The sequence below is a fragment of the Phenylobacterium sp. genome, assembly GCF_037189685.1.
In the GTDB taxonomy this organism is placed as follows: Bacteria; Pseudomonadota; Alphaproteobacteria; order Caulobacterales; family Caulobacteraceae; genus Phenylobacterium.
Genome location: NZ_JBBCIT010000015.1, coordinates 79,225 through 100,376 on the forward strand (window position 1 = coordinate 79,225; position 21,152 = coordinate 100,376).

Below are 21,152 nucleotides of genomic sequence, written 5' to 3' on the forward strand. Positions count from 1 at the left end.
CGCATGTAGGGGGGGGAAAGTCAAGGCTGGCGGCCCGGGGCGTCCCCGGGGCGTCCCCGGGGCCTCCTCGCCTTGACACCCTCACCTCCGGGCCGTCCCATCGCAGGGTCTGACTGGGGGATTCCCGTGAACCATCCGATGGGAGCCGCTGCGGCGGTCCTGGCGAGCCTCAGCCTCGCCGCCTGCGCCACCACAGGCGAAAAGCCCGCGACCGGCAAGTCCGCCGCCACGTCCTCGTCCTCCTCGCCGCTGCCCAGGGGGCTGGACCCCGCGAAAGATCCGTTCCCGTCCACCTACCGGCCCTTGCCCGGTCGCAACCTGGCCATCGTGGGCGCGACGGTCCTCACCGGCACGGGCGAGGAACTGCGGAACGGCGTGGTGCTGGTCCGCGACGGACGCATCCAGGCGGTGGGAACGGGCCTCGCGCCGCCCGAGGGCTACGAGGTGGTCGACGGTCGCGGCAAATGGGTGACGCCGGGCCTGATCGACCTGCACTCGCACCTGGGCGTCTATCCCTCGCCCAGCGTGCCGGCGCACTCCGACGGCAACGAGGCCACCGACCCCAACACCGCCCAGGTCTGGGCCGAACATTCGGTGTGGCCGCAGGACCCCGACTTCAACACCGCCCGCGCCGGCGGCGTGACCACGATCCACGTCCTGCCCGGCTCGGCCAACCTCTTCGGCGGGCGCGGCGTCACCCTGCGCAACGTGCCGGGCCGGACGGCCCAGGACATGAAGCACCCGGGCGCGCCCTATTCGCTGAAGATGGCCTGCGGCGAGAACCCCAAGCGGGTCTACGGCAGCCGAAGCCGAAGCCCCGCGACGCGCATGGGCAACGTGGCCGGCTACCGCGCCGCCTGGATCAACGCCGCCGACTACATGCGCAAGTGGGACGACTACCGCGCCAAGGCGGGCCGCGGCGAAAAGGCCGACCCGCCCAAGCGGGACCTCCAGCTCGACACCCTGGTCGGCGTGCTGAAGGGCGAGATCCTGGTCCAGAACCACTGCTACCGGGCCGACGAGATGGCCCAGATGATCGATATCTCGAAGGAGTTCGGCTACCGGATCACCTCGTTCCACCACACGGTCGAGGCCTACAAGATCGCCGACATCCTGGCGCGGAACGACATCTGCGCGGCGAGCTGGACCAACTGGTGGGGCGCCAAGCCCGAGTTCTTCGACGCCATCGAGGCCAACATCCCGATGGTCGAAGCCGCCGGCGCCTGCGCCATCATCAAGTCGGACGATCCCGACACCATCCAGCGCCTGAACCAGGAGGCCGCCGAGGCCCTGGCCGCCGGCCGCGACGCGGGCCTCGCCATCACCGAGGCCCAGGCGATCCGCTGGATCACCTCGAACCCGGCCAAGGCCCTGGGCCTCGCCGCCGAGACCGGGAGCCTGGAGCCCGGCAAGCGCGCCGACGTGACCCTCTGGGACGCCAGCCCGTTCTCGATCTACGCCCGCGCCCAGCGGGTCTGGATCGACGGCGGCCTGGCCTACGACCGCAACGACCCCCGCTACCAGCCGAAGTCGGACTTCGAGCTGGGCCTGGAGAGCCGCCGATGAGCCGCCGCCTCACCCTCCTGCTGGCGGGCGCCGCGGTCGCCCTCGCCCTGCCCGCGCAGATCCAGGCCGCCACGGTGGCCATCGTCAACGCGCGCATCCTCAACCCCGGCGCGCCCGAGATCGCCAGCGGCACGGTCGTCGTCCGCGACGGCAGGATCACCGCGGTCGGCGCCGGCGTGTCCGCGCCCGCCGGCGCCCAGGTGGTGGACGCCAAGGGCGGCGTCGTCACGCCCGGCCTCGTCGCCGTGAACAGCGGCCTGGGCGCCGTCGAGATGCCGATGGTCGGGACCGACCTGCGCGTCCGCGACGCCGGCGTGGGCGCCGCCTTCGACGTCCAGTACGCGCTGAACGCCGACTCCGTGGTCATCCCCGTGGCCCGCCTCGGCGGCATCACCAGCGCGGTGGTCACGCCCCAGGCCGAAGGCGGCCAGGGCGGCGCGGGCGACCACCACGACGACAGCGGCGACCACCACACCTCGGGCGCGGCGACCTCGGAACGCGCGCCCAACCTGTTCGCCGGCCAGGCCGCGGTGATCCAGCTCGCCCAGGGGCGCGAGATGCTGGTGAAGCCGAAGGTCGCGATGGTCAGCCCGTTCGGCGACGCGGGCGCCCGGGTGGCCGGCGGCGCGCGCGGGGCCAATTTCGTGCTGCTGAAGGAGGCCCTGGCCGATGTGCGCGCCTATGCGCGCAACCGCGCCGCCTACGAGCGCGCCGGCTACCGCGACCTCACGCTGTCGCGCGCCGACCTGGAGGCCCTGATCCCCGTGGTCGAGGGCCGGACGCCGCTGGTCGCCGTCGCCAACCGCGCCTCGGACATCCGCGCCGTGCTGAAGCTGGCGCGCGACGAGAAGCTGAAGCTCGTCCTCACCGGCGCCGCCGAGGCCTGGCGCGTGGCCCCCGAGATCGCCGCCCAGGGCGTGCCGGTGATCCTGAACCCGGTCCTGAACCGGCCCACCAGCCTGGAGACCCTGGGCTCGACGATGGAGAACGCCGCCCGGCTCGAGAAGGCCGGCGTGACCGTGATCATCGAGGGCGCCGGCGGCGCCCATCGGGCGCACGAGATGCGCTACAACGCCGGCATCGCGGTCGCCAACGGCATGAGCCGCGAGGGGGCGCTGGCCGCCGTCACGATCAATCCGGCCCGCGCCTTCGGCGTCGCCGACCGGCTGGGGTCGCTGGCGGCGGGCAAGGACGCCGACCTGGTGCTCTGGACCGGCGACCCCTTCGAGCCCCTGTCGCGGCCGCAGCTCATCCTGATCCGCGGCGAGGCCCAGCCCTTGCGCTCGCGCCAGCTCGACCTTCGCGACCGCTACCTGGACCTCAAGCGGCCGATGCCGCCGGGGTATGCGCACTGACGGCCCTGCGCGGCCACGACGGCCGCCCCGAGCCAGAGGCCGAGAATGGGGCTCACGGCGATTCCGACCAGCGGGACGGGAAAGTGACCCACCTCCGGGACCAGGGCGGTGGACACCGCATAGCTCGCCAGCGCCAATGCCGCGGCGGTCTGCCGCGTTCGGGCCAGCGCCAGTGAAGCCGTCGCGCCCAGCAAGGCGACCCACGCGACGACCGCGACCAAGGGTGAGATCGCCCAGGCCAGCCGCATGATCTCCTCGACCTCGGGCACGGGCGCGAGGGTGTCGAGGCGGAGCCAGCTCACGGCGACCGCCACGCCGAGCAGCCCCATCGCGGCGGCGCGCGCCGGGTAGGATCGCCGAACCGTCGCGATCACGGCCATCAAGGCCACGCCGAACGCCGTCGCCTGCGAAGCGTCCGGCTGGGCGATCAGCAGGGCCATGACCACCGCTGCGGCCAACCACGGCCAGGCGCGATCCCGCCCCAGGACGGCGAGCGCCACGATCGCGGGCGGCAGCGCGATTTCGGCCGCGTTCAGTTGCGCGGCCCCGACGTCGAGCCACCGATGCACGCCCTGCTGTCCCGGGCCGAGCAGGCTGGCGGCCAGGCCGACGGGCGCGGCGACCAGGAAGCCGACCAGCGCGCGCCGGCGTGCGAAGGCCAGGATCGGCCCGGCCAAGACCGCCCCCAGGAACCAGGCCGCCGGATTTCGGACCCAGACGGGCCACGGAACCCCGCTGGCCGCGGCCACCGCGCAGCCCGTCGCCACCGCGGCCAGCGACAGGACGCCGAACAGCGCGATGAAGCGCCGGGCCGGCAGCCTCAACGCGTCCTCGCCCTACTTCTCCGGATTCACCAGCGCCTGATACGTCAGCGTCCGCGCCGCGCCGCCCAGGTCGTCCCCGCCCGAGCCGCCCAGGCGCTGGATCATGCCCACGAAGATCACGTCGTTGGTCGGATCGACCCAGAACCAGGTGCCGGCCGCGCCGCCCCAGCTCATGGTCCCCTTGCCTTCCAGCGAGCCGGCCGCGCGCGGGTCGTTCACCACCATGAAGTCCAGGCCGAAGCCCACCGCCTCGTTGAAGCGCGCCCCGGTCGTGCCGTTGGAGCTGACCAGCACGTCCTTGGCGATCATGTTGGTGCCCATCATCTCGACCGAGGCCGGCGACAGGATGCGCACGCCGTCCAGCTCGCCCTTGTTGGCCAGCATCTGTGCAAACCGGGCGTAGTCCATGGTGGTGCCGACGAGGCCCCCGCCACCGGACTCCAGGGCGGGCTTCTCGAGGTAGGACGGCAGCGGATTGCCGAAGATCTCCTTCGCCTCCTCGATCTTCCCGGTGTCACGGTTGAGGACATAGACCGGCGACAGGCGGGCGGCCTTGTCGGCCGGGGCGTAGAACGCGGTGTCGGTCATCTTCAGGGGCTTGAAGATGCGGCTGTCGAAGAACTCGCCCAGCGTCTGCCCCGACAGCTTCTCGACCAGATAGCCCTGGATGTCGACGCTGACCGAATAGCGCCACGAGGTTCCGGGCTGGAACACCAGCGGGATCGTCGCCGTGCGGTCGATCAGGTCCTTGGGGTTGTCGGCGCCCAGCACCCGCTTCTCGCGGAACAGCTTGTCCACGGGATGGTCGTCCTGAAGGCCGTAGCCGAAGCCGGCGGTGTGGGCCATCACCTCGCGCATCGTCGGCGGCCGGGCCATGTCCTCCAGCACCATCGTCCCGTCGGGATTGATCGACTTGACCACCTTCAGGGTCTTGAATTCCGGGATGTGGCGGGTGACCGGATCGTCCAGCCGCCACTTGCCTTCCTCGAACAGGATCATCATGGCCACGCCGGTGATCGGCTTGGTCATGGAATAGATGCGGAAGATCGTGTCCTCGGTCATCGGCGCGCCGGTGGTCAGGCTGGTCTTCCCGTAGGTCTTGAAGCTCACCACCTTGCCGTGCCGGGCCAGCAGGGTGGTCATGCCGGCCACGCGGCCCGAGGCGACCACGCCCTGCATGTAGGCGTCCAGCTTTCCGAGCCGGGCCGAGTCGAATCCGACCGACTCCGGGCTGGCGGCCTTGGCGAGCGCCGGCGCGGACGCGGCCGGCTTGCGCGCCGCCTGGGCCCAGCTCGCGGACGGCGCCGTCATCGTACCGGCCACCAGCGCGACAGCCGTCAACGTCGCGGCGAACCGCGTCCCCACCTGTAGCATCCCAACTCCCTCCCAGCATGTGTTGCGCGAAGCTTAGGCGCGCCGGACAAGCGCGCAAGCCCGGGTGCGTTTCCAGCCGGAAATCCGGTATGCGTGGACCATGAAGCGGCTTCTGATCGTCTGGCATTCGCGAACCGGCGCCGCGCGCGCCATGGCGGGCGCCGCCGCCGACGCCGCGGCCGCCGAAGACGGGATCGAGGTGGTCTCGAAACCGGCCGAACAGGCCACGGCCGACGACCTGCTGGGCGCCGACGGCTACCTCTTCGCCGCGCCCGAGAACCTGGCGGCGCTGTCGGGCGAGATGAAGGCCTTCCTCGACCGCGCCTACTACCCTGTCCTGGAGCGCCTGAACGGGCGGCCCTACGCCGCCATGATCGCCGCCGGCAGCGACGGGAGCGGCGCGGCGCGCCAGCTCGCCCGCATCGCCACGGGCTGGCGCCTGAGGCCCGTGGCCGAGCCGGTCGTCGTCTGCACCCACGCCCAGAGCCCCGAGGCGATCCTGGCGCCGAAGCGCCTCTCCGAGGCGGACCTGGCGCCCTGCCGCGAGCTGGGCGCCGCCCTGGCCGCGGGGCTGGCGATGGGCGTTTTCTGAGGTCTAAGTTCGCTCATGGCCGACGGCCCGCTCCGGATCGCTCCCCTGCCCGCCAGCTTCGGCGCGACGGTGACGGGCGTGCGCCTGGCCGCGCTCGACGACGGCGCCTTCGCGCGGATCCACGCCGCCTGGCTCGAGTTCGGGCTGCTGGTGTGCCCGGCCCAGTACCTCACGCGTGAACAGCAGGTGGCGGTGGCGCGCCGCTTCGGGCCGATCGAGTTCGCCAACATCCCGATCAGCAACGTCCGCGACGACGGCCGCCTGCGCGACCCCGACGACGCCTGGGTCCGCGTGCTGAAGGGGAACCAGGGCTGGCACATCGATTCCACCTACGTCCCCGTCCAGTCCCGGGGCGCCCTGCTCAGCGCCCAGGTGACCCCGGCCGAGGGCGGCGAGACCGAATGGGCCGACCTGGCCGCCGCCTACGACGCCCTGACGCCCCGGATGCGCGCGCGCGTGGGCGAGCTCTCGGCCTTCCACTCGATGAAGCGCAGCCAGGCGATGACGGGCGACGACTATCGCCCCGGCGCGGATCACGGCGGCTACGGCGCCGACGCCGCCCCGCCCCTCAGGCCGCTGGTGAAGACACATCCCGAGACCGGACGCCGGTCGCTGGTGATCGGCCGCCACGCCTATGGCGTTCCGGGCCTGGCCGAGGCGGAATCCGAACGCCTGCTCGCCGATCTCGTCGACATGGCCTGCCGGCCGCCGCGGGTCTGGCGTCACGCCTGGCGGCCGGGCGACGTGGCCATCTGGGACAACCGCCGCACCATGCATCGCGGCCTGCCGTGGGACCTCTCCCGGCCGCGCGTGCTCCACCACACCCGCATCGCGGGCGATCCGGTCACCGAATTCGCGCCGTCACCCCCGAGTCCGTGACATCGCGGTCCGTGACGTTGCGGTCCGTGACGTTGCGCCTCACCGGCCGGTCCCCGGGCAGGGCCGGCCAGATGGCGAAGACCGCGTCGTCGCCCACCACCGTCACCGCCGGCCGCCCCCGCGCGGGCTGCGCCATCAGTTGGTCAATATGTCGGGCCAGTTCAGCGCGCTCGTCCGCGCGGCCCGCTTCTCGCGGGTCGGCCTTCGGCGGGGCGGCCTCTGGCGGGTCGCGATGTCTCATACCTGCCAAATGGGCCCGGCCTGCCACAGGTTCCCGCGCGGGTTGCAGCGCTTCGCCTCATGCTGGCGCTGACGTTGCGTCGGAAGAGGTTGCGGGCCACTCTCGGGGTCCGGTTTCTAGGGAGGCTGCAAGGCGGTGTTGCGGATCGAACTCTCGGCCTTGAGCGCGCAGGAGCTGAAGCGCCTGCTCGACCAGGCGCGGGCGCGCGATCAGTCCGCCCTGGTCCAGCAGCTCGTGGCCGAGCTGGAGGCCCGGCCCAGCCGCGCCGACGAATGGCGCTCGGCGCCCCGGCCCATGACATGGACCCCGGCCTACGAAGACCTGCTCGAGCCCGAGCCCGAGGCCCCCGTGTCCCGGCGCAACGGCGTCATGGCCGTCACCGCGGTGATCGCCGCCGTGGTCTCGGCCGCCGTGACCTGGGGCCTGAGCATCCCGCCCGAGCGCACGGGCGAACGCCCGCCATCGGCCGAACCGCCCCGCGCCGCGGTGATCCTGGCCTCCGTGGCGCCCATCGGGCCGCCGGCCGCGCCCGCCCAGACGCCTGACCAGATGCCTGACCAGGCCCTTGGCCAGACGCCCGACGAGGCGCCGCCGGTCACCGCAGCCGCCGAACCGAAGCTGCACGTCGCATCCCGGTCGACGCCTCGGCGCGAGAACCCCTGCTACGACCTTCCCACGGCGGCCGAACGGCTGGTGTGCGGCTATCCCAGCCTGGCGATCCGCGACCGCCAGATGCGCGTGGCCCTGGCCCGCGCCCGCGCCGGCGGCGGCGACCTGCGCGCTCTGGAGGCCGAACAGGCCAGCTTCCGGGACGTCAGCGAGGACATCACCGATCACAAGGCCCTGGCCGACCTCTACGATCGCCGCATTCGCCAGATCGACGAGACGGCGGCCCGCGCCCGCGCCGCCGAACCCCTGTTCTAGGCAGGGCGATCGCAGAGATACGCGGAGGAGTCCGGGGCTGCGCGAGCGCTCTGCATATCTCCGCGATCTCCGCGGTTCATGACGGACGGCGGCGACGCCCACACGCCATGGGCGATCGCCCTGCTGTTCCAGGGGATCGCGACGGCATTTCCTCCGTCGCCGGCGCGGCCTAGGCTGCCTCCATGATCCGGAGCCCCTCACGTCGCGAATTCGCTGCCATCGCCCTGGCCGCCGCGCCCCTTCCCGCGCGGGCGGCGGCGCCCGGTCCGATGCGCCTGCTGATCCTCGGCGGCACCGGGTTCATCGGACCGCATCAGGTGCGCTACGCTCTTTCGCGGGGGCACAAGGTCACGGTGTTCAACCGCGGCCGCCGCCCGCAGGACTGGCCGGGCGAGGTCGAGGAGCTCACCGGCGACCGCAACTCAGGCGACCTTGCGGCTCTCGAGGGGCGGAGTTGGGACGCCTGCATCGACAACCCCACCACCCTGCCGTTCTGGGTCCGCGACGCCGCCGAGATCCTGGGCGGGAAGGTGGCGCACTATCTCTTCGTCTCCACCATGTCGGTCTACGCCGACAACGCCACGCCCGGTCAGGACGAGGCGGCCCCGCGCCTGACCTATCCCGACGGCGACCCCCTGGCGGCGCGGGACGCCTCGGCGCCGATGGCCTACGGGCGGCTCAAGGCGGCCAGCGAGGCCGAGGCGCGCCGAGGCTTCGGGGCCGGGAAGGTGGCCGTCGTCCGCCCCGGGCTGATCGTCGGCCCTGGCGATGAGACCGACCGCTTCACCTACTGGCCGGCGCGCCTCGCCGGCGCGGGCCAGGCCTGGGGCCCCAGGGTGCTGGCGCCGGGCGACGGGACCGATCCGGTCATGCTGATCGACGCCCGCGATCTCGCCGAATGGACGGTGCGCCTCGCCGAGGCGCGGACGGCGGGGGTGTTCAACGCCGCCGGCCCGGACCGGCCGCTGTCCATGAAGGCCTTCCTGGCGGGCGTCGCCGAGGGCGTGGGCGCACGGCCCGACCTGGCCTGGGCGCCCGCCGGGTGGCTGGCCGAGCGGAAGGTCGCCTACTGGAGCGACATGCCCGTCTGGCTGCCGGGCGAAGGGCCCACGGCCGGCTTTCACCGGCGCAGCCTCCGCGCCGCCCTGGGCGCAGGCCTCACGTTCCGGCCGCTGCCGGTCACGGCGAGGGACACCCTGGCCTGGTTCCGGACCCTGCCCGCCGAACGCCAGGCCCGGCTCAAGGCGGGTCTGACGCCGCAGCGGGAAGCCGAACTCCTGGCCGACCTGAGTCCCCCGACGCAGGGTTGAGGCCCGCCGCAGGGCGCGCCATTGTCGCGCTCGTCCCGCCCCCTTTCCGAGGCATGTGGCCCAGGTGACCGACTTCCTCGTCCGGCGCATCACCGGCCAGCCGAGACATCCGCTCGCCCGCGTCGGGATCGGCGTGGGTCTCGCCGGCCTGGTCATCGCCGCCCGCCTGGCCCTGGTGCCGTCGATGGGCCAGGGCATGCCCTTCGTCGCCTTCATCCCCGCCGTGCTCCTGGCCACCCTGCTCGGCGGCGGCCTCTCCGGCGTCACGGCCGCTCTCATCCTGGCGTTCGTCAGCCCGTTCGTCCTGCTGCCGCACGATCAGCAGATCGGGGCGTTGCGTCGCCTGGTCCTGGGCGAGGCGCTGTTCCTCGGCAGTTCGGGCTTCGTCATCTGGATCGTGGCCACCCTCCGCGCCACGGTGGCGCGCGAGGTGGCGGCGCGGGAGGCCGAGGGACTGCTGCGACTGGAACTGCATCACCGGGTGAAGAACACCCTGGCCGTGGTCCAGGCCCTGGCCGACCAGTCCTTCCGCGAGGGCGGCGACCCCGACGCCGACCGGCAGGCGTTCCATGCCCGCCTCTCGGCCCTGGCCGGCGTCCACGACGTGCTGGTCGAGCGCGCGTGGCGCAGCGTCGCGCTGGACGCGCTGGCCGAGCGGGCGCTGGCCCCCTTTCGCCCGGCGCGGCCGGACGCCCTCGTCCTGTCCGGCCCGCCCGTCGCCATCCCCCCCGAGGCTGCGGTGGCGCTGGCGCTCTGCCTGCACGAACTGGCCACCAACGCCGCCAAGCACGGAGCGCTCTCGTCCGACCGCGGACATGTGCGGCTGAGCTGGCGGATCGACGGCGACGCCGATCCGCCGCGTCTGTCCCTGGAGTGGCGCGAAACCGGCGGCCCCGCGCCCGCCCCGGACTCCAGCCGGCGGCAAGGCTTCGGCGCACGCCTTCTCGCCCGTGCGCTGGCGGCCCGGCCCGGCGCGCAGGCCGCCCTGGAATTCCTGCCGGACGGGGCGCGTTGGACGGCGGCCTTCGACCTGGACGCCGCCTAGAGGCCGTCAGGGACCGAACGGTCCCGGGTCGGCGCCTGCCCTCCTCCCGTTGATCGTCATCGGCGGGCTTGAACTGCTCGAAGCCATACGGCCCCTCCCTGGAAATCCCGCCTGGGAACCTCTGCATGGGGTCGACCGTTGCGATGGCCACGCCGCCGCGCGCCGAGCCCCCTTGGCGAGGCCCCCCTTTGGCCAGGCTCCTGGCCGAGCCTCTTGAGGGGACACCCGGTCCCGGCGAGACGAGGAGACACGCCATGCGCAAGCTGGTCCTGGCGGCCACCATCGCCGCCTTCACCCTGCCCGCCCTGCCCGCCGCGGCCGATCCGCCGCACGGCAAGCACCACCACCGCTACGATCGCCAGGGCCGATATGTGGAGCCTGTGCCGGTCAGCCGCGACCGGGTCTGGCGCGGGCGCGACGGCCGCTACTACTGCAAGCGCGACAACGGCACGACGGGCCTGGTGATCGGCGCCGCCGTGGGCGCTCTGGTCGGCCGCGAGATCGACGGCGGCGACAACCGCACCGCCGGCACGATCCTGGGGGCCGTGGGCGGCGGCCTGCTGGGCCGCGAGATCGACCGCGGCCCCGTGAAGTGCCGATAGGGCCTCCTGGCGGGTAAGCTGGGCGCGTCGACTCGCGCCCCATCCTCGCCCTGTTCTGCGGCGATGCGGGTCGGCCCGACAGCGAATCGAGGCCCGTATGCGTATCCGCCCCCTTCTCGCCGCCAGCCTGGTCCTCGCGGCCGCCGTCTCGGTCGCCCCCGGCCGCGCCTCCGCGACGCCGGGTCCGCCGCCCCCGCCGCCGCTCCCGCCCGAAGTGGCCCGGATGCTGGAGGCCGCGGCCGCGAGCGGCCAGCTCGGCCCGGTGGCGGACGTGGCGCGGCGCGCCTATCCCGGCTCCGCCGGCGAGATCGACGCGCGGGTGGCCGATCTGCGCGCCCGCGCCGAGGCCGAGCGCGCCGAGCGGCTGGCGTCCCAGCGCCTCTACCAGGGCTGGACCGGCGAGGGCCAGGCGGGCGGCTTCGTGAGTTCGGGCAATACCGAGGACGTGGGCGTCACCGCCGGCCTGTCCTTCGCCAAGGAGACGCTGCGCTGGCGCCACGACATCAAGCTGGCGAGCGAGTACCAGCGTTCGCGCGGGGCCGTCTCCAAGGAGCGCTACGCCGCGGGCTACGCCGGCCAGTGGAAGCTGAACGGCCGCGCCTTCGTCGCCCTGGCGCTGTCGGGCGAGCGCGACCGCTTCGCCGGCTACAAGAGCCGCTTCAGCGAGAGCGTCGGCATCGGCTATCGGCTGGTCGACCGGCCCGACCTGCGGCTCGACGTCCAGGCCGGTCCGGCGCTGCGCCAGATCAGCTACTACAACGCCCCCGACGAGGTGGCCTTCGCCGGCCGCTTCGGAAGCGACCTCTCCTGGACCCTGCGGCCCGAACTGGTGCTGACCCAGAACACAACGGCCTTCCTGGATTCGGTGAGTTCCACCCTCACCTCCACCACCGCCCTCACGACCAGGCTGCGCAACGACCTGTCGGCGCGCACCGCCTTCGACCTGCGGATGGAGAGCGATCCCCCCGCCGGCCGCAAGGGGACCGACACCACCTTGCGCACCAGCCTCGTCTACAGCTTCTGACAGCCCGCCGGCGCGGTGTAGGCTCCTGCGACTCCTCCTTGCCCGGGACGGCCGATGAACGATCCGATCGACGACGATGACGGCGGCGGCTTCGATGTCGACGACTGGAGCCGGCTGGCCGCGTTCTCCGGGCGGGTCGCGGCGCTGGAGGACGTCGAGGCGCGGCGCGCGGTGTTCGCCCTGGGCGACACGGTCGACCCGAGGGCCATCGACATGCCCTTGCCCCAGCCCGTGATCTGGTGGGCCGACGACGGGGAGCAGGCCGCGGTGGCGGTCCAGGCCGAAGCCCACACGTCCGAAGACGGCGAGGTCATGGAGGTGCTGGGCCTGATCCTGGCCGATGGCGAGGGCGTGGTGGCGCTGCTGGACGACGTCGACCTGGTGGACGACACCGATCCGACATGGCGGGGTCTTGTCGCCGCCGCCGTGGGCGACGCGGGCTGATCGCTCCGGCTTCGGAACCGTGTTTCGGAACCGTGTCCGGGGCCGGCGGCGCCCTCACGGCGGCGGCTGGCGCCTCTCCCGCCTGGAGGGCGTCCGCCAAGCGCGCTATGGGTGGGTCGCAACCCCGCGGGCGAGACGAGAATGGCGATCAAGAGGCTGATCTGGGGCGTGAAGCAGAGCTTCCGGGCCTATGTGGAAGGTTCGGGCGGAACGATTGCCGTCAGCGACGGCGCCGGGCGGGCCGACGACGGGACGTTCGCCTTCGAGGCGGCCGACGACAGCGATCTGGCCTTCGGCGCCGACGGGACCTTGTCGGGGGTCGGGCGCTTCCGCGGCCAGGTGGCGTTCAAGGCCCACGGCGGGATGCTGTCGGTGACGCTGACCGACCCCTGGGTCGAGGCGACGGACGCCGGCCTGGTGCTCAGCGTCGCCGAGACGGCCGCGCGGCGCACCGCCATCGCGAAACTGGACACCGCCGCCCTCGCCCCCGCCGCCGACGGAACGGCCGAACTCCCCGCGGTCATCACCCTCGACGGCATGACGATCGTGGGCGACCACTACCCCCCCGGCACCCCGCTGGATCCCGTCCGGCTGCAGGGCTGAGCCCCCAGGCCAACCGGAGCTCAGGCCGACCGGAGCTCAGGCCGACCAGATCTCAGGCCGGCTGCCGCGCGCCCGGGTTCGCCCCGCGACGGCGCAGCGCCGCGCCGGCCAGGCCGAGGCCACCGATCATCAGCGCCCAGGTCGCCGGCTCGGGCACGGCGCCCCCCGGCCCCACGCCCGGATCGGGCTGGCCGCTCACCGTGAGCGTCGACCGGAAGATCACCACCCCGCCATCGGTGATGACGTCCTCGTAGGCCCCGGGCGTCGAGAACGCGCCCGTCGGGAAGTAATAGAAGCCCGTGCTGCTCCCGCCGCCCGAATACGAGATCTTGAACGCGAGCGTGTCCGCGAAGGGGCTCGCGACCTCGTCCGGATGGAACCGGGCCTCGCAGGTCACGCCCTCGGCGACGCAGCTCGCGTTTCCCGTCAGGTCGACCAGCAACGGTCCCGTCACATAGCCGGGGCTGACGTAGTCGAACGCGAAGACCCCGCTCTCGAAGGCGTAGGTGACCGCCGCCTGGGCAGGCGCGGCGACCAGGGCCGCCCCGACGGCGACCGCGAGGACCTTGGATTTCATGACTCACCCCATGCCTGAACTGACGCCGGCGAACCGGCCGGACCGGGAAAGGCTAAGGCGGGGCGCGGGACCGCAGAATAGGACGAACATACCATGCCGCCGCGTTTGAGGGCTGTTCGCCGCCCCCGCTTCGGCCTTAGGTAGCCGCAGTCATGGACCGCGCAGGCGTACCCTCCCCCCGGCCCGGCGACCGCGCGGACGCCATTCTCGTCGATCTGTACGGCGGGGTGTTCGGCCAGCCGTTCGAGTCGTTCCGCACGGCCGCCCTGGCGCTGCTGCGGCGCGCCATACCGTTCGACGCGGGGGTCTGGGGCTCGGGGATCTATTCCACCAACCACCTGCACGCGGTCAGCCTGCTCGACTTTCCGGTGTCGGACATGATGGTCTACGCCGAGCGCTGGCAGGCGCACGATATCGCCCGCGCCGCCATCGTGGCCCGGCCGGGCCACGCGCTGCGCAACGAGGACGTGATGGCGCCCGAGGCCTATCGCGAGACGCCGATCTACCGCGAATTCTCCCGGGCCGCCGGCATCGAGCATGCCCTGGGCATCGTCGAGCACGATCCGCTGACCGACCTGGGCGAACTGATCACCCTGTTCCGCGCCGACGTCGCCCGCCCGTTCGGCAAGGACGACTGCGCGACGCTGGAAGCCCTGTCACCCCACCTGATGACCGCCTGGCGCCAGGCCCAGATCGCCCACCACTACCGCGCCCTGGCCGGAGGCGCCGACGCGGGCTTCTTCGAGCCCGAGAGCTACGCGCTCGCCGACGCCCAGGGCCTGCTCCACGCGGCCGGCGCCGAATTCCACCGGGCGCTCGCGGATGTGGCCCCCGGCTGGACCGGCCCCGTCCTCCCCCGGGTGCTGGCGCCACTGCTCGCGGAGGCGGACGGATCGCTGGCCATCGATCACTGGGACTTCACCGCGCGGCCACAGGGGGCCATGCGCCTGCTGGCGGTCGCCTCCGGCGGCGGGACGCTGGGCCTGACGCCGGCCGAGACGCGCGTGGCCCGCCTCTACGCCGCCGGCCTGACCCAGGGCGAGATCGCTCGCCGCGCCGGCGTCAGCCCCTCGACCGTGCGCAACCAGCTCGCCTCGGCCTACATGAAGCTCGAGGTGCATTCGAAGGTCGGCCTGATCCGGGCCCTGGCCCGCAGGTCGGACTAGGGCGCCTTCCGGCGAAGCGGGACCGGTTCGCCGTTGGGGAGCGCGCCAGATATCCGGAGCGCCGCCCCCTTCCACGGGCGGGAGACCGCCCCGAGGGGCGATGGACGGAACGACGGCCAGCACGGAATGACCGGCGCCCATCCACCCTGCGGGGCAGGGTCCCCGCTCCCCGAGGGGAAGGCGGTGGGGAGAAGGCGGTCGGCGTCGCCGCGACGCGCGCCGGAGGGCGAATGGCTATCACCGGCGCGCGGGGCGCTGAATAGGACGAACCTACTATGGCCGTCGCTCGCCCCACCCGCCCGTCCCGGCCACGCCGCGCCCCGCGTCCGATCTGCTAGGGTCGCGGCAAACGAAGCCGGAAGCAGGGCCGGAAGCGGGCGGGAGGCGGACCATGACCATACTCATCACCGGCGGGACCAAGGGCATCGGCCTGGCCATCGCCGAACACCTGGCGCCGCGGGGCGAGCCGCTGGTGCTGGGCTGGCATGCCGACGCCCAGGCGGCCGACGCCGCCGTGGCGCGCCTGGGGCCGCTGGCCCGCGCCGTGCGCGCCGACGTGGGCGACCCGGCCGACTGCGCCCGCCTGGTGCGCGAGGCCGGCGAGCTGGGTGACGGCGAATTGGGGGGCGGCGCGCCGCTGCACATCGTCCACAGCGCCGCGGCGATCTACCCGACCACCCTGCTGGGCGCCGACCTCCCCGCCTTCGAGGCCGCGATCCGCACCAACGGCCTGTCGCTGCTCTATCTGGTCCAGGCCGCCCGGCCCTGGCTGGCGCGGGGGTCCAGCATCGTCTTCGTCACCAGCGCCGGCGCGCGCCAGGCGCTGCCCAACTACGCCGCCCTGGGCTGCGGCAAGGCCCTGGCCGAGAGCCTGATCCGCTACCTCGTCCCCGAACTGGCCCCCCTCGGCGTCCGCATCAACGCCGTCGCCCCGGGCCTCGTCGCCACCACCTCGGTCGCCAGGATGGCCGGAAGCCAGGACGCCGCCGAACGCGCCCTCGACCGCGGCGCCCGCGCCAACCCCTCCGGCCGCCTCACGGAAGGCGCCGACTACGCCGCCGTGGTCGACTTCCTGCTGGGCGACGGCGGCCGGTTCGTCCAAGGGCAGGTGATCCACGCGAACGGCGGGGCTTGGGTGGGGTGAGAGAAGAGACGTCGAACGCGCACGCCGTGCGCGGGGATCGCCAGGACTCGACGGAATCTCGGACTCGGGCGTTTACTGGCGCAGGCAACCATCAGGGGTCACATGAGCGTCCTTGCGAAGGACATCGCGGCATTCACCGATATGCGCCGGGAACTGGAAGCCCAGCACCTCAAGGAATGGGTCGTCTTCCATGAGGGGCGGTTCGAGGGTGCGTTCGCCGATTTCGAGACCGCCGCGGAGTCGGCCCAGGCCCGCTTTGATCGTGGGCCATACCTCATCCGACAGGTCGGCGCCGGGCCGGTCCAGTTCTCCGGCGGCATGATCCTGCGGCCCGTGTATGCGAACAACGCAGGCGGGGTTTAAGCGCGGCCGGGGCGCCGAGACGCCCGCCGACCTTCTGGTCAAGCTGGGGCCGACGCTTCTCGTCGATGTGGGCCATCGCTCTCGCGCAGCGCCGGACGCGCCGCCCAACCTGCCGGCCAAGCGCATCCGCGCGCTGCTCGACACGGGCGCCGGCATGGACGGCATCGACGAAACGCTCGCCCGCGACCTGAACCTGCCCGTCACCGACGAAATGGAGATCAGCGGCATCGGCGGGCGTCACCGCACGCTGGTCTATCTCGCCCGCCTCTACATCCCGAGCCTCGAAAGGCTTCTGTTCCAACCGTTCGCCGGCGTGAAGCTGGAGGAAGGCGACCAGTGGCACCGGATCATCCTGGGCCGGAACTTCCTGCGCGGCTATCGCACCACCTATGACGGGACGATGGGCGACGTGATCCTGGCGGAGGTCGAGATCGAATAGCGTGTCGGCCCGACTGCAGAGGCTGTGGCAAGGCCCTGGCCGAGAGCCTGATCCGCTACCTCGTCCCCGAACTGGCCCCTCTCGGCGTCCGTATCAACGCCGTCGCCCCGGGCCTCGTCGCCACCACCTCGGTCGCCAGGATGGCCGGAAGCGAAGACGCCACCGAACGCGCCCTCGACCGTGGCGCCCGCGCCCACCCCTCAGGCCGCCTCACGGAAGGCGCCGACTACGCCGCCGTGGTCGACTTCCTGCTGGGCGACGGCGGCCGGTTCGTCCAGGGGCTGGCATCCACGCGAACGGCGGGGCGTGGGTGGGGTGAGGCGGCGGCTCGCCATCAGCCTCGACGGCATGATCATCGCGGGGCGACCCCGACCCGCCGGGGACCGTGCGGCCCCGGTCCGGCGGGTTCCCGGAGAATGCCGGACCGGCGTTTGCGGCTTCAGGCCGGCCGGCGAACGCTCCGCCGGCGCAGCGCGTGGCCGGCCAGGCCGAAGCCCGCGATCATCAGCACCCAGGCGCCCGGTTCGGGCACCCCGCCCGGATCCGGCCGGCCGCTGACCGTCAGGGTCCCTCCGGCGAAGAGCCAGGACTCCCTGTCGAAGAAGGCGTCCTGGTAGGTTCCGGGGGTCGAGAACGCGCCGGTGGGGAAGTAGAAGTAGCCGATCTGGGTAAAGCCTGCCGGCTCGGCGACCGTGAACGAGAGCGTGTCCGCCGGGTTTCCGGCCAGGTCGGGCGGGAAGAACGCCGCCGAACAGGTGCGCCCCAAGCCGACGCAGCTCGGGTTGCCGGTCAGATCGACGGCGAGCGGGCCGGTGACGTAGTCGGGGCTGACGTACTCGAACGCGAAGTACGTGCTCGAGAAGGCGTAGGTGACCGCCGCCTGGGCGGCCCCGGCGACGAGGAAGGCCGCCGCCGCGGCGGCTGCGAGGACCTTGGATTTCATGAACGCCCCACTCCTGAAAAGCCGCCCGGCGCGCTGCGGCCGGCTCGACAGGGCTAACACCCGAGGCGGGCGCGCAGAATAGAACGAACCTACCATAAAGCGCCGGTTTGGGGGCTGCACGGGCGGCTGCGCTGCTTGTGGACGTGGTCCTCCGCTCGCTCGCGCCGCCGGGCGAGACGCCCGACCTGCCCGCCAAGCGCGTTCATGCGCCGACACCGGTGCGGGCGGAGAGGGCATCGATGACGAACTCGCCCGCGCGCTTCGCCTGCCCGTCACCGAGTCAGGTCGGATGGTGAGCGGCATCGGCGGCCGGCATCAGGCGGTGATGTATCTCGCACGCCTCTACGTTCCGACTTTGGAGCGCTTGGTCTTCCAGCCTTTCGCAGGCGTGAGGCTGAGCGAGGGCGACCAGCCACATCGGATGATCCTGGCGCGCGCGTTCCTTCGCGGCGACCGCACCACCTACAACGGGACCACCGGCGAGGTCGAGTTGGCGGAGGGGTGAGGCGCATTCCGGAGCCCAAACGCTCCGCATGGCTCCCGGCACGGCGCGCGCAAGTATTGTGCGTCCCTACATTCGCCCGGCCCTGGCTGGCGCGGGGCTCCAGCATCGTCTTCGTCACCCGCGCCGGCGCGCGCCAGGCGCTGCCCAACTACGCCGCCCTGGGCTGCGGCAAGGCCCTGGCCGAGAGCCTGATCCGCTACCTCGTCCCCGAACTGGCCCCCCTCGGCGTCCGCATCAACGCCGTCGCCCCCGGCCCGGTCGCCACCACCTCGGTCGCCAGGATGGCCGGAAGCCAAGACGCCGCCGAACGCGCCCTCGACCGCGGCGCCCGCGCCAACCCCTCCGGCCGCCTCACGGAAGGCGCCGACTACGCCGCCATGGTCGACTTCCTGCTGGGCGACGGCGGCCGGTTCGTCCAGGGGCAGGTGATCCACGCGAACGGCGGGGCTTGGGTGGGGTGAGGACGGAATAGGCTTCACATCCCAAGACGAAGTTGTCACCGAATCGTAATGCAGCCCATAGTTATCGGCTCCACAGGGTTCGAATCATGACGCGCGACCAACCTCACGACAATCAACTCAGACTCAATGACATCCTCATCGGTGAAATCGACGCGAAGAACGAGATAATCAAGCAAGCTGAGATCGACGGGGCTGTCTTCCACAACGGCTTCTTCATCCCGCCCAACTACGATGCTGCCGCCATCGATTCTGGCGCAACAATGTTCATCGTCGGCTTCAAGGGCACCGGAAAGACCTCGCTCCTTCGCTGGATGGCAAACCGCCGCACCAAGGACGGAAACTACTCCCATTTCTTGCTCTTCAAGTCCGAACTACTTGAAGAAGACCGACAAGCGATGTCGCGAGGCGTCTGGTTTGAAGTTCTACCAATTCGGAAGGATCTTTCGGGAATTGAGCAAGATTTTAAGTATGCATGGTCCTGGATACTAATCGAACGATTGTTCGACGCCTTCCTGAAGGATCGCAATGCGTGCATCCGAGATGAGCAATTTACAAATTGCGCTCAAGTTATTGGATACGACATTGGCGCTGGGAGGTCTGTTCTCACGCGACAGTACGGTAGCCTCATGCCCCGCTTGGATGGCGGGAATGTAGAAATACAATTCCCGGCCGCCAGTGCCGGCGGGCTCGCGCCTCGCAGCACCGAGAGGGATCGCATCCTCGTCCCGTTCGGAGACTTGGTACGTGCCGCCCGCGCCGCAATTTCCAAGATCACATACACGGGTAAGAAGGTCTTCCTTTTCATCGACGAATTAGAAGCATTCAGCACCTTCAAGGAAAATTACGATCGCGACATCAGAATGATCCGCGACCTTTTATTCGCCGTCTACGATTTGAACGTTTTATTTCGCGAGAAAAGAATACCAGTTTATATTGTTGCATCAGTTAGATCAGAAATATTAAGCATTGTAAATAAATACGGAGAAGAGGTTGGGAGAAACGTACAAGATTTCTCCATGAAGATCGACTGGAGCAAGGGTCGACGATCGCCAGAACATCTCCTCATCAAGCTCATCGAGCAGAAGATCAAAGGGTCTGAGATTCATCGTTGGGGATATCAAAAGAACTTTGAACCCATAAAGACATATTTTCCCACCAAGGTGGGAGGCATGCCAGTGTATGCATACTTGCTAGATCAATCAATGTATCGACCACGCGATGTCGTACGACGACTAGGGATCGTGCGCCGGGATACGCCTAACGCTTGGGTGTTTAGTGATGACGCTCTGAGGACAAGCGTGGGTGAGTACTCCCGACAAATGTGGCAGGAGGCTCGTGAGGAGTTGGTAGCGAGCTACGCCTCCGATGAGGTTTCTGGCCTTGAGGAGGCTTTCGTCGGCTTCACCAGATACTTCCATCTAAGGCAATTTGAGGATCGACTTCGGGAGACAGCGCGACGGAACGATTCACTGCGGCAACTTCTGGATCGTCACTCCCCCCAACAAGTACTTCAGGACTTCTTTCGCCTCGGAGTAGTCGGCAATCACATCAGGGCAGGCAACGCGAACCGCACGGAAATAAGGACGAGATGGGCCTTCCGTGGCGACACAACGCTGGCACTTGACCGTCGCATGGCGTTTCATCAATCGCTATGGCCCAACTTCTCGCTTTTGGAAGCTGGGATGTCTGACAATGTCGGCTCGCTCCGCCCTCGGAAACCCAAGAAAGACCATCCGAAGGGTGCGCGCTAGCTGTCGTTTCCAAGAAGGTTGTTCACCCTGGACCAGGGCGTGAGGCCGCCGATGCCTGAGTGGGGTCGGGTGAGGTTGTAAGCGTCGGTCCAGGGGCGCATGGCGGCGGTCCGCGCGTCGGAAGAGCTGTACGGCCTGGCGTAGGCCCATTCGCGCAGGCTGGTCTGGATGAAGCGTTCGGCCTTGCCGTTGGTCCTGGGCGTGTAGGGCCGGGTGCGGACGTGGTGTGCGCCGGCGGTCAGCAGGGCTTGGCGGAAGAGCTTGGAGCGATAGGCCGAGCCGTTGTCGGTCATCACCCGCTGGACGCTGACGCCGTGTCGGCCGAGCCAGGCCAGGGCGCGCTCGAGGAAGGCGGTGGCGTCCTCCTTGCGCTCGCTGGGCAGGATCTCGGTGTAGGCCAGGCGCGAGGCGTCATCGACGCAGACGTGCAGGAAGTCCCAGCCTGCGCGCTTGGAGCGGCCAGCTCGGCGGTCGCCGGTGGCGCGGTGGCCGGCGACGTCGAAGCGGCCGAGCTTCTTGATGTCGAGGTGGATCATCTCGCCGGGCGCGGCGCGCTCGTAGCGGATCACCTCGACCTTCGGCCCCAGGGCCTTCAGCTTACCCAGCCCCAGCCGCCGCAGGATTGCCCCGACCGTCGAGCGCGCCATGCCCAGTTGCGTGGCGATTGCCGGCCCGGTCATCCGCTGACGGCGCAGCCGCTCGATCTCGGCGATCCGCGACGGACAGACCCTGCGCGGACATCGGCGGGGCGCCGAGCTGCGGTCGTGATGCCTTCGCTCGTCGCCCCGACGATGCCGGCCGATCCACTTGCGCGCCGTCCGAAGCGACACCCCGGCCGCCTCTGCAGCCGCCTTCGCCGTCCAGCCGCTCGACACACGCCCAGCCAGCAGCGCTCGACCCGAAGGCGTCAGCCGGGCATTCTTATGCACGTTCATCCGGGGTCTCCCGGTCAGAGGTTGGAGCTTCGCAACCCCACTCTCTCAACCCGATCCCGGGTGAACAACCTTCGTAGCTTCGACA

General features: G+C 71.0%; 24 protein-coding genes. 18 read left to right on the forward strand and 6 right to left on the reverse strand.

Translation table 11 applies throughout. The annotated features are described in order from the left end of the window. Nucleotides 1-138 precede the first annotated feature (138 nt). Both WG212_RS11895 and WG212_RS11900 read left to right on the forward strand, forming a co-directional pair. Nucleotides 139-1,566: an amidohydrolase gene (locus WG212_RS11895; RefSeq protein ID WP_337187336.1), complete on the forward strand. Its 1,428-nt coding sequence runs from the start codon at nt 139-141 to the stop codon at nt 1,564-1,566. After that, on the forward strand, nt 1,563-2,921 hold the full coding sequence (locus WG212_RS11900) for an amidohydrolase family protein (protein WP_337187313.1): 1,359 nt from the start codon (nt 1,563-1,565) through the stop codon (nt 2,919-2,921). Before WG212_RS11895 ends, WG212_RS11900 begins: the two co-directional genes overlap by 4 nt. Here WG212_RS11900 and WG212_RS11905 read toward each other — a convergent pair. Together WG212_RS11905 and WG212_RS11910 are read right to left on the reverse strand one after the other, a co-directional pair. Continuing rightward, nucleotides 2,876-3,745 (reverse strand): hypothetical protein, encoded by an 870-nt coding sequence (locus WG212_RS11905; RefSeq protein ID WP_337187314.1) that lies wholly within the window; start codon nt 3,743-3,745, stop codon nt 2,876-2,878. The two genes, WG212_RS11900 and WG212_RS11905, sit on opposite strands and share 46 nt — an antisense overlap. Before the next feature lie 12 nt (nt 3,746-3,757). Next, nucleotides 3,758-5,119 carry a serine hydrolase domain-containing protein gene (locus tag WG212_RS11910; RefSeq protein ID WP_337187315.1) on the reverse strand — a complete coding sequence of 454 codons (1,362 nt, stop codon included), beginning with the start codon at nt 5,117-5,119 and terminating at the stop codon, nt 3,758-3,760. A gap of 100 nt (nt 5,120-5,219) precedes the next feature. Between WG212_RS11910 and WG212_RS11915 the strand changes: the two genes are divergently transcribed. Further along, nucleotides 5,220-5,711: an NAD(P)H-dependent oxidoreductase gene (locus WG212_RS11915; protein WP_337187316.1), complete on the forward strand. Its 492-nt coding sequence runs from the start codon at nt 5,220-5,222 to the stop codon at nt 5,709-5,711. Between the two features lie 15 nt (nt 5,712-5,726). Then, nucleotides 5,727-6,590: a TauD/TfdA family dioxygenase gene (locus WG212_RS11920; RefSeq protein WP_337187317.1), complete on the forward strand. Its 864-nt coding sequence runs from the start codon at nt 5,727-5,729 to the stop codon at nt 6,588-6,590. On the opposite strand, the gene WG212_RS11925 is transcribed toward WG212_RS11920, so the two are convergent. Continuing rightward, nucleotides 6,556-6,726: a hypothetical protein gene (locus WG212_RS11925; protein ID WP_337187318.1), complete on the reverse strand. Its 171-nt coding sequence runs from the start codon at nt 6,724-6,726 to the stop codon at nt 6,556-6,558. The two genes, WG212_RS11920 and WG212_RS11925, sit on opposite strands and share 35 nt — an antisense overlap. A gap of 240 nt (nt 6,727-6,966) precedes the next feature. On the opposite strand from WG212_RS11925, the gene WG212_RS11930 reads away from it, so the two are divergent. The 7 genes from WG212_RS11930 to WG212_RS11960 all read left to right on the forward strand — a co-directional run bounded on the left by WG212_RS11930 (nt 6,967) and on the right by WG212_RS11960 (nt 12,783). Beyond that, a complete protein-coding gene (locus WG212_RS11930) occupies nt 6,967-7,755 on the forward strand; it encodes a hypothetical protein (protein WP_337187319.1) in 789 nt (262 codons plus the stop codon). 182 nt (nt 7,756-7,937) lie between these two features. Further along, nucleotides 7,938-9,065, forward strand: coding sequence for an NAD-dependent epimerase/dehydratase family protein (locus WG212_RS11935; protein ID WP_337187320.1), 1,128 nt, complete (start codon nt 7,938-7,940; stop codon nt 9,063-9,065). Nucleotides 9,066-9,129: 64 nt separating this feature from the next. After that, nucleotides 9,130-10,110, forward strand: a complete 981-nt coding sequence (locus WG212_RS11940) for a sensor histidine kinase (protein ID WP_337187321.1) — start codon at nt 9,130-9,132, stop codon at nt 10,108-10,110. A 254-nt stretch (nt 10,111-10,364) separates the two neighbouring features. Beyond that, a complete protein-coding gene (locus WG212_RS11945) occupies nt 10,365-10,712 on the forward strand; it encodes a glycine zipper 2TM domain-containing protein (RefSeq protein ID WP_337187322.1) in 348 nt (115 codons plus the stop codon). A 97-nt stretch (nt 10,713-10,809) separates the two neighbouring features. Next, on the forward strand, nt 10,810-11,736 hold the full coding sequence (locus WG212_RS11950; RefSeq protein WP_337187323.1) for a DUF481 domain-containing protein: 927 nt from the start codon (nt 10,810-10,812) through the stop codon (nt 11,734-11,736). Between the two features lie 54 nt (nt 11,737-11,790). Further along, entirely contained in the window at nt 11,791-12,180 is a 390-nt protein-coding gene (locus WG212_RS11955; protein WP_337187324.1) for a hypothetical protein, read from the forward strand. A gap of 141 nt (nt 12,181-12,321) precedes the next feature. After that, the gene (locus tag WG212_RS11960) at nt 12,322-12,783 is read left to right on the forward strand and encodes an HtaA domain-containing protein (protein ID WP_337187325.1); all 462 of its coding nucleotides are present in this window, start codon (nt 12,322-12,324) and stop codon (nt 12,781-12,783) included. 52 nt (nt 12,784-12,835) lie between these two features. On the opposite strand, the gene WG212_RS11965 is transcribed toward WG212_RS11960, so the two are convergent. Then, complete coding sequence (locus WG212_RS11965; RefSeq protein ID WP_337187326.1) at nt 12,836-13,360, reverse strand: PEPxxWA-CTERM sorting domain-containing protein; 525 nt, start codon at nt 13,358-13,360, stop codon at nt 12,836-12,838. Nucleotides 13,361-13,512: 152 nt separating this feature from the next. On the opposite strand from WG212_RS11965, the gene WG212_RS11970 reads away from it, so the two are divergent. The 4 genes from WG212_RS11970 (at nt 13,513) to WG212_RS11985 (ending at nt 16,472) form a co-directional block, all read left to right on the forward strand. After that, the gene (locus tag WG212_RS11970) at nt 13,513-14,526 is read left to right on the forward strand and encodes a LuxR C-terminal-related transcriptional regulator (RefSeq protein ID WP_337187327.1); all 1,014 of its coding nucleotides are present in this window, start codon (nt 13,513-13,515) and stop codon (nt 14,524-14,526) included. Between the two features lie 391 nt (nt 14,527-14,917). Then, nucleotides 14,918-15,670 carry an SDR family oxidoreductase gene (locus WG212_RS11975; protein ID WP_337187328.1) on the forward strand — a complete coding sequence of 251 codons (753 nt, stop codon included), beginning with the start codon at nt 14,918-14,920 and terminating at the stop codon, nt 15,668-15,670. 102 nt (nt 15,671-15,772) lie between these two features. Beyond that, a complete protein-coding gene (locus WG212_RS11980; RefSeq protein ID WP_337187329.1) occupies nt 15,773-16,033 on the forward strand; it encodes a hypothetical protein in 261 nt (86 codons plus the stop codon). Continuing rightward, a complete protein-coding gene (locus tag WG212_RS11985) occupies nt 16,008-16,472 on the forward strand; it encodes a hypothetical protein (RefSeq protein WP_337187330.1) in 465 nt (154 codons plus the stop codon). The genes WG212_RS11980 and WG212_RS11985 overlap by 26 nt, the downstream gene beginning before the upstream one ends. A 439-nt stretch (nt 16,473-16,911) precedes the next feature. Here WG212_RS11985 and WG212_RS11990 read toward each other — a convergent pair whose 3' ends face one another. Continuing rightward, nucleotides 16,912-17,415, reverse strand: coding sequence for a PEPxxWA-CTERM sorting domain-containing protein (locus WG212_RS11990; protein ID WP_337187331.1), 504 nt, complete (start codon nt 17,413-17,415; stop codon nt 16,912-16,914). 289 nt (nt 17,416-17,704) lie between these two features. Between WG212_RS11990 and WG212_RS11995 the strand changes: the two genes are divergently transcribed. From WG212_RS11995 to WG212_RS12005, 3 genes are all read left to right on the forward strand, one after another. Continuing rightward, nucleotides 17,705-17,920 (forward strand): hypothetical protein, encoded by a 216-nt coding sequence (locus WG212_RS11995; RefSeq protein ID WP_337187332.1) that lies wholly within the window; start codon nt 17,705-17,707, stop codon nt 17,918-17,920. Nucleotides 17,921-17,976: 56 nt separating this feature from the next. Beyond that, nucleotides 17,977-18,381, forward strand: a complete 405-nt coding sequence (locus WG212_RS12000) for an SDR family oxidoreductase (protein WP_337187333.1) — start codon at nt 17,977-17,979, stop codon at nt 18,379-18,381. Between the two features lie 86 nt (nt 18,382-18,467). Continuing rightward, the gene (locus WG212_RS12005; protein ID WP_337187334.1) at nt 18,468-20,132 is read left to right on the forward strand and encodes a hypothetical protein; all 1,665 of its coding nucleotides are present in this window, start codon (nt 18,468-18,470) and stop codon (nt 20,130-20,132) included. Here the strand turns inward: WG212_RS12005 and WG212_RS12010 are convergent. Further along, nucleotides 20,129-21,067: an IS481 family transposase gene (locus WG212_RS12010; protein WP_337187335.1), complete on the reverse strand. Its 939-nt coding sequence runs from the start codon at nt 21,065-21,067 to the stop codon at nt 20,129-20,131. The two genes, WG212_RS12005 and WG212_RS12010, sit on opposite strands and share 4 nt — an antisense overlap. Between the last annotated feature and the right edge of the window lie 85 nt (nt 21,068-21,152).

Coding starts and splice junctions, on each gene's coding strand:
- WG212_RS11895 (WP_337187336.1), top strand. CDS start 139: ATGGGAGCCGCTGCGGCGGTCCTGGCGAGCCTCAGCCTCGCCGCCTGC.
- WG212_RS11900 (WP_337187313.1), top strand. CDS start 1,563: ATGAGCCGCCGCCTCACCCTCCTGCTGGCGGGCGCCGCGGTCGCCCTC.
- WG212_RS11910 (WP_337187315.1), bottom strand. CDS start 5,119: ATGCTACAGGTGGGGACGCGGTTCGCCGCGACGTTGACGGCTGTCGCG.
- WG212_RS11915 (WP_337187316.1), top strand. CDS start 5,220: ATGAAGCGGCTTCTGATCGTCTGGCATTCGCGAACCGGCGCCGCGCGC.
- WG212_RS11920 (WP_337187317.1), top strand. CDS start 5,727: ATGGCCGACGGCCCGCTCCGGATCGCTCCCCTGCCCGCCAGCTTCGGC.
- WG212_RS11925 (WP_337187318.1), bottom strand. CDS start 6,726: ATGGCGCAGCCCGCGCGGGGGCGGCCGGCGGTGACGGTGGTGGGCGAC.
- WG212_RS11935 (WP_337187320.1), top strand. CDS start 7,938: ATGATCCGGAGCCCCTCACGTCGCGAATTCGCTGCCATCGCCCTGGCC.
- WG212_RS11945 (WP_337187322.1), top strand. CDS start 10,365: ATGCGCAAGCTGGTCCTGGCGGCCACCATCGCCGCCTTCACCCTGCCC.
- WG212_RS11950 (WP_337187323.1), top strand. CDS start 10,810: ATGCGTATCCGCCCCCTTCTCGCCGCCAGCCTGGTCCTCGCGGCCGCC.
- WG212_RS11955 (WP_337187324.1), top strand. CDS start 11,791: ATGAACGATCCGATCGACGACGATGACGGCGGCGGCTTCGATGTCGAC.
- WG212_RS11960 (WP_337187325.1), top strand. CDS start 12,322: ATGGCGATCAAGAGGCTGATCTGGGGCGTGAAGCAGAGCTTCCGGGCC.
- WG212_RS11965 (WP_337187326.1), bottom strand. CDS start 13,360: ATGAAATCCAAGGTCCTCGCGGTCGCCGTCGGGGCGGCCCTGGTCGCC.
- WG212_RS11970 (WP_337187327.1), top strand. CDS start 13,513: ATGGACCGCGCAGGCGTACCCTCCCCCCGGCCCGGCGACCGCGCGGAC.
- WG212_RS11975 (WP_337187328.1), top strand. CDS start 14,918: ATGACCATACTCATCACCGGCGGGACCAAGGGCATCGGCCTGGCCATC.
- WG212_RS11980 (WP_337187329.1), top strand. CDS start 15,773: ATGAGCGTCCTTGCGAAGGACATCGCGGCATTCACCGATATGCGCCGG.
- WG212_RS11985 (WP_337187330.1), top strand. CDS start 16,008: ATGCGAACAACGCAGGCGGGGTTTAAGCGCGGCCGGGGCGCCGAGACG.
- WG212_RS11990 (WP_337187331.1), bottom strand. CDS start 17,415: ATGAAATCCAAGGTCCTCGCAGCCGCCGCGGCGGCGGCCTTCCTCGTC.
- WG212_RS11995 (WP_337187332.1), top strand. CDS start 17,705: ATGGTGAGCGGCATCGGCGGCCGGCATCAGGCGGTGATGTATCTCGCA.
- WG212_RS12005 (WP_337187334.1), top strand. CDS start 18,468: ATGACGCGCGACCAACCTCACGACAATCAACTCAGACTCAATGACATC.
- WG212_RS12010 (WP_337187335.1), bottom strand. CDS start 21,067: ATGAACGTGCATAAGAATGCCCGGCTGACGCCTTCGGGTCGAGCGCTG.